Below are 7360 nucleotides of genomic sequence, written 5' to 3' on the forward strand. Positions count from 1 at the left end.
ACGAAGACGCGGAGCAGCCCCGGACGCAACTCGGACATGCGGAACAAACCCGCGTATTAGAGTTTGATCACCGACGTCCAACAGGCTTCGCCCCCACCCCTGCGCAATCATCCGAGGCCATCCTTCCTCCCAACAAGGAGCGGAGACGAGATCGCGTGTCCGACCTCTTGACGAAGGACATAAGAGCAATCCATGCCGCCGCTTGCTTCCTGCGGAAAGAATCGCTCCGTCTTCTGCTCGCAACGAAGGGCGGCGGGACGATCAGAGGGCGCGACAGCGGCCCAGCGGCCCTGGATCGCTTCCCCCCGGGCTCTTCGACCCGGGGGTCGCTCGCGATGACGGCGCTGTTCGCTGCCGGCTTGGGAGTTACGGCGAAGGACGCCGATCGGCACAAGCAGCAGCGCGGCCATTCGCCCGGGCTGCCCTGCTCGACGACGTCGGGAGACGGCAGTCGGGGTCGCGGCGCGGTCGTCGGTCCGGCGCTTGCTCGCTTCCGCGGCATTGCGCTAAGCAGCGGCTCGAGCCCTACCGCCTACTGCCTCCGACCCCCGCTTTCCAGTGCCCGCTCCCTCGCCGCTCGCCATCGCCCGCGCGCTGATCGCCTTTCCCTCCGTCACCCCGGCCGACGCGGGGGCGCTGCCGTATCTTCGCGACCTTCTCGCCGGCGCCGGGTTCAGGACCGAACTCGTGACCTTCTCCGAGCCCGGCATGCCGGACGTGCTGAACCTCTACGCGCGCTTGGGAACCGACGCGCCGAACCTCGCCTTCGCCGGGCACACCGACGTCGTGCCGGCGGGGGATGCGGCGCGCTGGCGGTTTTCCCCGTTCTCCGCCGAGGTCGCCGACGGACACGTGTGGGGCCGCGGCGCCTGCGACATGAAGGGCGGGCTCGCGGCGGCGGTCGCGGCGGCGCTGCGTTTCGCGGCGAGGGGAGCTTTTCCCGGCTCGATCAGCTTTCTGGTCACCGGCGACGAGGAGGGGCCGTCGATCAACGGCACGGTCAAGCTGCTCGACTGGGCGCGCGAAAAGGGCGAGCGCTTCGACCATTGCATCGTGGGCGAGCCGACCAGCCTCGAGGCGCTCGGCGACACGATCAAGAACGGCCGGCGCGGCTCGCTGAACGGCCGGCTCACCCTGCACGGCCGCCAGGGCCATGTCGCCTATCCGCACCTCGCCGACAATCCGCTGCGCCAGCTCGCCTCCGTGCTTGCGGCCCTGCACGCGCCGCCGCTCGACGGGGGCAGCGTCGATTTCGACCCGTCGAACCTCGAGGTGGTGACCGTCGACGTCGGCAATCCGGCGACCAACGTCATTCCGGCGGACGTCCGCCTCGTGTTCAACGTGCGCTTCAACGACCGCTGGACGCCGGAAACGCTGAAGGCGGAGATCGCGCGCCGGATCGCGGCGGCCTCGGACGACATGCGGACCACGCTGGCGTTCGATCCGTGCAACGCGGTGGCGTTCCTCACCCCGCGCGGCCCCTTCACCGATCTGGTCTCGGCCGCAGTCGAGGACGTGACCGGACGGCGGCCGACCCTGTCGACCACCGGCGGCACATCGGATGCGCGTTTCATCCGGAGCGCCTGCCCGGTGGTCGAACTCGGCCTGCCGAACGCCACCATCCACGCGGTCGACGAGCGCGTGGCGCTCGCCGACCTCGACGGGCTCGCGCGCATTTATGAGCGGGTGCTGGAGCGGTATTTCGGCGAAGCCGAGCAGGTCGGGGCGGCGTTGTAGCCGCGCTCAACGAGCGGCCGCGACGTTCAATTATCCAGAAAGCTCCTCAGCTTCCGCGAGCGGCTCGGGTGCTTGAGCTTGCGCAGCGCCTTGGCCTCGATTTGGCGGATGCGCTCGCGCGTGACCGAAAACTGCTGGCCGACCTCCTCGAGCGTGTGGTCGGTGTTCATGCCGATGCCGAAGCGCATGCGCAGCACACGCTCTTCACGCGGCGTCAGGGACGCCAGCACCCGGGTCGTGGTCTCGCGCAAATTCGACTGGATCGCCGCGTCGATCGGCAGCACCGCGTTCTTGTCCTCGATGAAATCGCCGAGGTGGGAATCCTCCTCGTCGCCGATCGGCGTCTCGAGGCTGATCGGCTCCTTGGCGATCTTGAGCACCTTGCGCACCTTCTCGAGCGGCATCGCGAGTTTTTCCGAAAGCTCCTCGGGGGTGGGCTCGCGGCCGATCTCGTGCAGCATCTGGCGCGAGGTGCGCACGATCTTGTTGATCGTCTCGATCATGTGCACGGGGATGCGGATGGTGCGCGCCTGGTCGGCGATCGAGCGGGTGATCGCCTGCCGGATCCACCAGGTGGCGTAGGTCGAGAACTTGTAGCCGCGGCGGTACTCGAACTTGTCCACAGCCTTCATCAGGCCGATGTTGCCCTCCTGGATCAGGTCGAGGAACTGCAGCCCGCGGTTGGTGTATTTCTTGGCGATCGAGATCACGAGCCTGAGATTGGCCTCGACCATCTCCTTCTTGGCCTGGCGCGCCTCGCGCTCGCCCTTCTGCACCATCTGGACGAGGTTGCGGAACTCCTGGATCTCGAGGCCGGTCTCCTGCGCCAGCGACTGGATCTCGGCGCGGATGTCCTTGATCGGGTTCTTGTCCTCGGCGATGAATTCCTTCCAGCCGCGGGTCGTCAGCTTGGAGACGCGCAGCAGCCACTTCGGATCGAGCTCCGAATTCTGGTAGTTGCGCAAAAAGTCTTCGCGGCTGACGCGGTGCGCCTCCGCCATGCGCATCAGGCGCACGTCGAGGCCGATCAGCCGCTTGTTGATGTCGTAGAGCTGCTCGACCAGGGCGTCGATGCGGTTCTGGTTCAAGGACAGCGACTTGACGTCGGTGACGATCTCCTTCTTCAGCGCCTTGTACTTGCGCTCCTGCGCCGGCGAGAGCGACTCGCTGCGCATCTTGTTCTCGACGTTCTGGTCCTGCAGCCGGCGCAGCTTCTTGTAGGCCTCGGCGATGCGGTCGAAGGTGGCGAGCACGCGCGGCTTGAGGTCGGCCTCCATCGCCGACAGCGACATCGAGTTCTCGAGGTCCTCCTCGTCCTCGAAGCTGTCGGGCAAGGCGCCCGGCTCGCCCTCGAACCCTTCCGGCGGGGCGGCCGGAGCGGTCGCCGGCGCCAGCCGGTCGCGCACGGGATTGGGCGCGGGCGGCGCTCCCGGCGCGGTGTAGTCCACCTTCGGCGGCCTCTTGCCGTCGGGGCCGGTGTAGGACGCCTCGAGGTCGATGATGTCACGCAGCAGAATCTTGGCTTCGTTGAGCTCGTCGCGCCAGATGATGATCGCCTGGAAGGTCAGCGGGCTCTCGCACAGGCCCGCGATCATCGCCTCGCGGCCGGCTTCGATCCGCTTGGCGATGGCGATTTCGCCCTCGCGCGACAGGAGCTCGACCGAGCCCATCTCGCGCAGGTACATGCGCACGGGGTCGTCGGTCCGCTCGCTCGGCTCGGAGCTGCGGGTGGCGACCGCGGTCGTGCGCGTCGTTTCGACGAGTTCGCCGCCCTCGGCGGGCTCCTCCTCGTCCGGATCGGCGGTTTCCTTTTCCGCCTCCTCCGCGTCCTCGCTGTCGACGACGTTGATGCCCATCTCGCTGAGCATCGCGTTCATGTCTTCGATCTGGTCGGAGGAAATCTCCTCCGAAGGCAGGACGGCGTTCAGCTCGTCCTGCGTCACCCAGCCGCGCTTCTTGGCGAGCTTCAGCAGCCGCTTGACGGCCGCGTCGGTCAGATCGAGAAGGGGACTATCGGTCGTTTCGACGGCAGCCGATTCGCCTTCGCCCTTCGCCTCGTCCTTCTTGGCCATCGCGATCTCCGTCCGCCCGCGCTCTGGAAACATTCCCACCCGGATCGAGGCGCGCGGTCGGCGACCCCCATCCAACACGTCTTCGCGCCGCCGGCTCCGGCAATCACCGGACCCGACGGCGCCCAATCTCTTATCCGCCCCCGGTGAAGCGCCCTTCACCGAAGGTCTCGCCTCGCCGGTCAGACCGACGGCGAGTGACGCCCGGAAAGATCGCCGAACCCCTCGATCGCCGCCTCGGCATGCGCGAGATCGGCCAAACTGGCCTTGATGTCCAGCAATCGGGCGAAATTTTGTTCGTTGGGCTCGTCGGCCAGCGACCGTTCCGCGAGCTTCAACTCCCTATTTAACGCGCCGGTCCGCCGATGCAAGGCCAGGCTCTGCCTCAGAACGTGCTCGGCGTCGGTGGTGGCCGCCTCGGCGCGCAGGCACCACCAGGTCGGCGACCGCGAAGCCTCCGCGAGGATGCGCGCGCGCTCGTCGCCGCGACCGGCGGCCGTCAGCGCTTGGGCGAGCGCGTCGGGCGAATCGAGCGCCTCCACCGGCTGGGCGAGCAGGGCGTCGCGAAAGGCGGCCAGCCTCGGGGCGACGAATTCGAGCGAGGCCAGCGCCTCCCAATGGGCCTCGAGCAGCGACGGGTGGCCGAGCGCGAGCGCCAGGATGGCGATCTCGCGGGCGGGCTCGGGCGCCTTGCGAACGAGCCGTTCGTGCGGCGGAAGCGGCGTCTCGGCGACGCCGATCCGCGGCCCGCGCGGGGGAAAGCCCTTGCCGCGTCCTTCGCCGCCCGTGCGGCGCGGGTTCGCGGCGCCGGGGCCGGGACGGTCCTCCCCGAACAGCGCCGCGAGCCGCCGTTTCATGTCGGCCAGATAGTGCCGCCGCAACGTTTCGTCGGCGATTCCCCCGACCGCCTCGGCGAGCCGCCGCTCGAGCCCCGCCCGGCGTTCCGGCGTGTCGAGCGGCCGGTCGTCGAGTTCGCGCAGGAACAGCATGTCGGCGAAGGAGCGCGCGCCGCACAGGGCCTCGGCGATCGCCGTCGGGCCGCTCGACCGGATCAGGTCGTCCGGGTCCTGGCCCTCGGGGAGCAGGGCGAAGCGCAGGCTCTTCGCCGCCCCGATCAGCGGCAGCGCCGTCTCGACGGCGCGAAACGCGGCCTTGCGCCCGGCGTTGTCGCCGTCGAAGCACAGGATCGGCTCGTCCGCCATCGTCCACAGCAGCGCGCACTGGTCGGCGGTCAGCGCCGTGCCGAGCGGGGCGACGACATGGGGGAAGCCCGCCTCGCTCATCGCGATCGTGTCGACGTAGCCCTCGACGGCCACGAGCGCGCCGGCATCGTGCGCGCTCTTGCGCGCCCGGTGGTGGTTGAACAGCAACGAACCCTTGTGGAAGAGCTGGGTCTCGGGCGAATTCAGGTACTTGGCCTTGGCCCCCGGCTCCAGCGCCCGCCCGCCGAAGGCGACGACCTTGCCGTTGCGGTCGTGGATCGGGAACATCACGCGATCGCGAAAGCGGTCGTAGGGGACGGCGATCCCCTCGCCGTGGATCAGAAGCCCGGCCTCGATCATCTGGTCGGCGCCGACGCCCTTGGCGGCCAGCGCGTCGCGCAGGGCGAAGCGATCGGGGGCGGCGTAGCCGAGCGAAAACCGCTCCTGCACGGCCGGCCCGAGCCCGCGGTCGGACAGGTAGCCGCGCGCCTTTGCGCCGGCGCTCCCCTGGAGATTGGCCTCGAACAGGCGCGCGGCCATCGCCAGCACGTCGAGCAGGCTCGCGCGCTTCGTCTCCCGCTCCGCCTCGGCGCGGTCCATGCGCGGCATCGGCACGCCCGCCACGCCGGCCAGCCGCTCGACCGCGTCGGGGAAGCTCAAGCCCTCGGTCTCCATCAGGAAGCGAAACACGTCGCCGTGCTTGCCCGACGAGAAGTCGTGGTAAAACCCCTTCTGGTCGTTGACGAAGAACGAGGGCGTCTTTTCCGCGTTGAACGGCGACAGTCCGGCCCATTCCCGCCCCTGCTTGCGCAGCTTGACCCGGCGCGCCACGACCTCCGAGACCGGAAGCCGGGCCCGGATCTCGTCGAGGAACTCGGGCGGGAATTTCATGCGGCTAGAGATCGGCCGCAGGGCGCGGTTTGGCAAGGACGGGCCGCGGTTGTCCCCGGGTTTCGCAGGGCGGGCGGCGTGGCGCCTTCGATGTTTCGAGGGGGAAGATTGACGAGGAGCAGGGTGTCCTCTATTTCGTCCTCTACATAAGAGGACATGCATGGAGGGCCGGAATGTCGTTGGATCGATTCAAGGCTTCGCCGGTCGGCGCCCTGATCGGCCCGATCCTGACGTCCGAGGAGATGATCCGGCGCATGGAAGCCAAGTCGGAGTCGGACCGTCCGGCGGTGGAGGCGGTCGGCAAGGAGATCGAGGCGCGAGTCGGGTCGCTCAATGACGAGGACAAGCAGTCCGTGGGGCGCTGGGTGAAGGAGGTGCTTGCGCCGCGCGGCTGGCGTCCCGATCGGAAGGGCCGCCTCGCGCCGGGCCACTTCTTTTCGAAGGGCACGATCTACCGCCGCACCGCTTCGACGGCCGCTTCGGACGATGGCGCGGCCCGATTGGCCGCCGCGCAAGCGCTCGTCAAGCGATTGCCTCACCCGCCGATCAGTTCGGACGAGCTCGTTTCCGAGCGCCGCCGCGCCTTCGAAGGCGAACGATGAGGTTTGTCCTCGACGCGTCCGCGCTGCTCGCGGCCCTGAACGGGGAACCCGGCGCGGATCGCGTCGCTGCGTCGCTGGACGCCGGCGTTGTTTCGGCGGTGAACTTCGCGGAAGTGGCAGGCGCCATCGCTCGGGGCGGGAATAGCGCGGACGAGGTCCGCGCGATTCTGACCGCGCTCGCGTGCCCGATCATCCCGGCCGACGAGGAGATGGCCGTCGAGGCCGGCCTGATGCGCGCCCTGACCGCCCGCGCCGGATTGTCTCTGGGCGACCGCTTCTGCCTCGCGCTGGGCCGCCGCCTGCGCGCGCCGGTGCTGACGGCCGATCGGCGATGGGCGCTGATCGCGGACGACGTCGGGGTGACGGTGGAGTTGATCCGGTGAGGCGGGCGATTGACCCCAGCAGCGACCTCGTCTCTTCGTCGACAATCGCGAAGCCGACGACCATCAGAAATCCCACATTTCGTCGCTGAAGCGCTTCAGGTCGAAGTCGGGATCGAAGGGGCCGATCCGTTGCGCGATGGCGATCGCCTCGCGCAAGCGCTCCGACAAAGGCGGTCGCTGCGTCGCCGTCTCCGCCGCCGCTTGCGACCCGGCGCCGGCGGAGGTGGGCTTTCGCAGTGCCTGCTCCTCCCCGGCGATGACGGACTTCGGGATGCGCGGCATGTATCCCTCCTCGAGGACCCGGCAGGATCGGCGGACAGGGTCGGAAAACCCGCCCCGGCCTCAGCCCGGCTCGGCGCCCATCAGCTTCCTCGCCGCGGCGAGGCTCATCGGCTGGCCGAAGGCGGAGCCTTGCGCGAACTGGCAGCCGATCTGGGCGAGTTCGACCGCGTCGGATTCGGTGTCGGCGCCTTCGG

General features: G+C 69.0%; 6 protein-coding genes. 3 read left to right on the forward strand and 3 right to left on the reverse strand.

Going from position 1 to position 7360, the window contains the following annotated elements; genetic code table 11:
- The first annotated feature begins 558 nt into the window (after nt 1-558).
- Nucleotides 559-1737, forward strand: a complete 1179-nt coding sequence (dapE, locus tag DFR50_RS00005) for a succinyl-diaminopimelate desuccinylase (RefSeq protein ID WP_113887144.1) — start codon at nt 559-561, stop codon at nt 1735-1737.
- Nucleotides 1738-1763: 26 nt separating this feature from the next.
- Here the strand turns inward: dapE and rpoD are convergent, their stop codons facing one another.
- The gene (gene rpoD / locus DFR50_RS00010) at nt 1764-3809 is read right to left on the reverse strand and encodes an RNA polymerase sigma factor RpoD (protein ID WP_113887447.1); all 2046 of its coding nucleotides are present in this window, start codon (nt 3807-3809) and stop codon (nt 1764-1766) included.
- A 179-nt stretch (nt 3810-3988) separates the two neighbouring features.
- Nucleotides 3989-5899 (reverse strand): DNA primase, encoded by a 1911-nt coding sequence (dnaG, locus tag DFR50_RS00015; RefSeq protein WP_113887145.1) that lies wholly within the window; start codon nt 5897-5899, stop codon nt 3989-3991.
- A 173-nt stretch (nt 5900-6072) separates the two neighbouring features.
- On the opposite strand from dnaG, the gene DFR50_RS00020 reads away from it, so the two are divergent.
- Nucleotides 6073-6501 (forward strand): hypothetical protein, encoded by a 429-nt coding sequence (locus DFR50_RS00020; protein ID WP_113887146.1) that lies wholly within the window; start codon nt 6073-6075, stop codon nt 6499-6501.
- Complete coding sequence (locus DFR50_RS00025) at nt 6498-6884, forward strand: type II toxin-antitoxin system VapC family toxin (RefSeq protein ID WP_113887147.1); 387 nt, start codon at nt 6498-6500, stop codon at nt 6882-6884. The genes DFR50_RS00020 and DFR50_RS00025 overlap by 4 nt, the downstream gene beginning before the upstream one ends.
- Nucleotides 6885-6947: 63 nt before the next feature.
- On the opposite strand, the gene DFR50_RS00030 is transcribed toward DFR50_RS00025, so the two are convergent.
- Nucleotides 6948-7166 carry a hypothetical protein gene (locus DFR50_RS00030; protein WP_113887148.1) on the reverse strand — a complete coding sequence of 73 codons (219 nt, stop codon included), beginning with the start codon at nt 7164-7166 and terminating at the stop codon, nt 6948-6950.
- Nucleotides 7167-7360 lie beyond the last annotated feature (194 nt).

Origin of the sequence: Roseiarcus fermentans (assembly GCF_003315135.1) — a bacterium.
GTDB classification, from domain to species: domain Bacteria; phylum Pseudomonadota; class Alphaproteobacteria; order Rhizobiales; family Beijerinckiaceae; genus Roseiarcus; species Roseiarcus fermentans.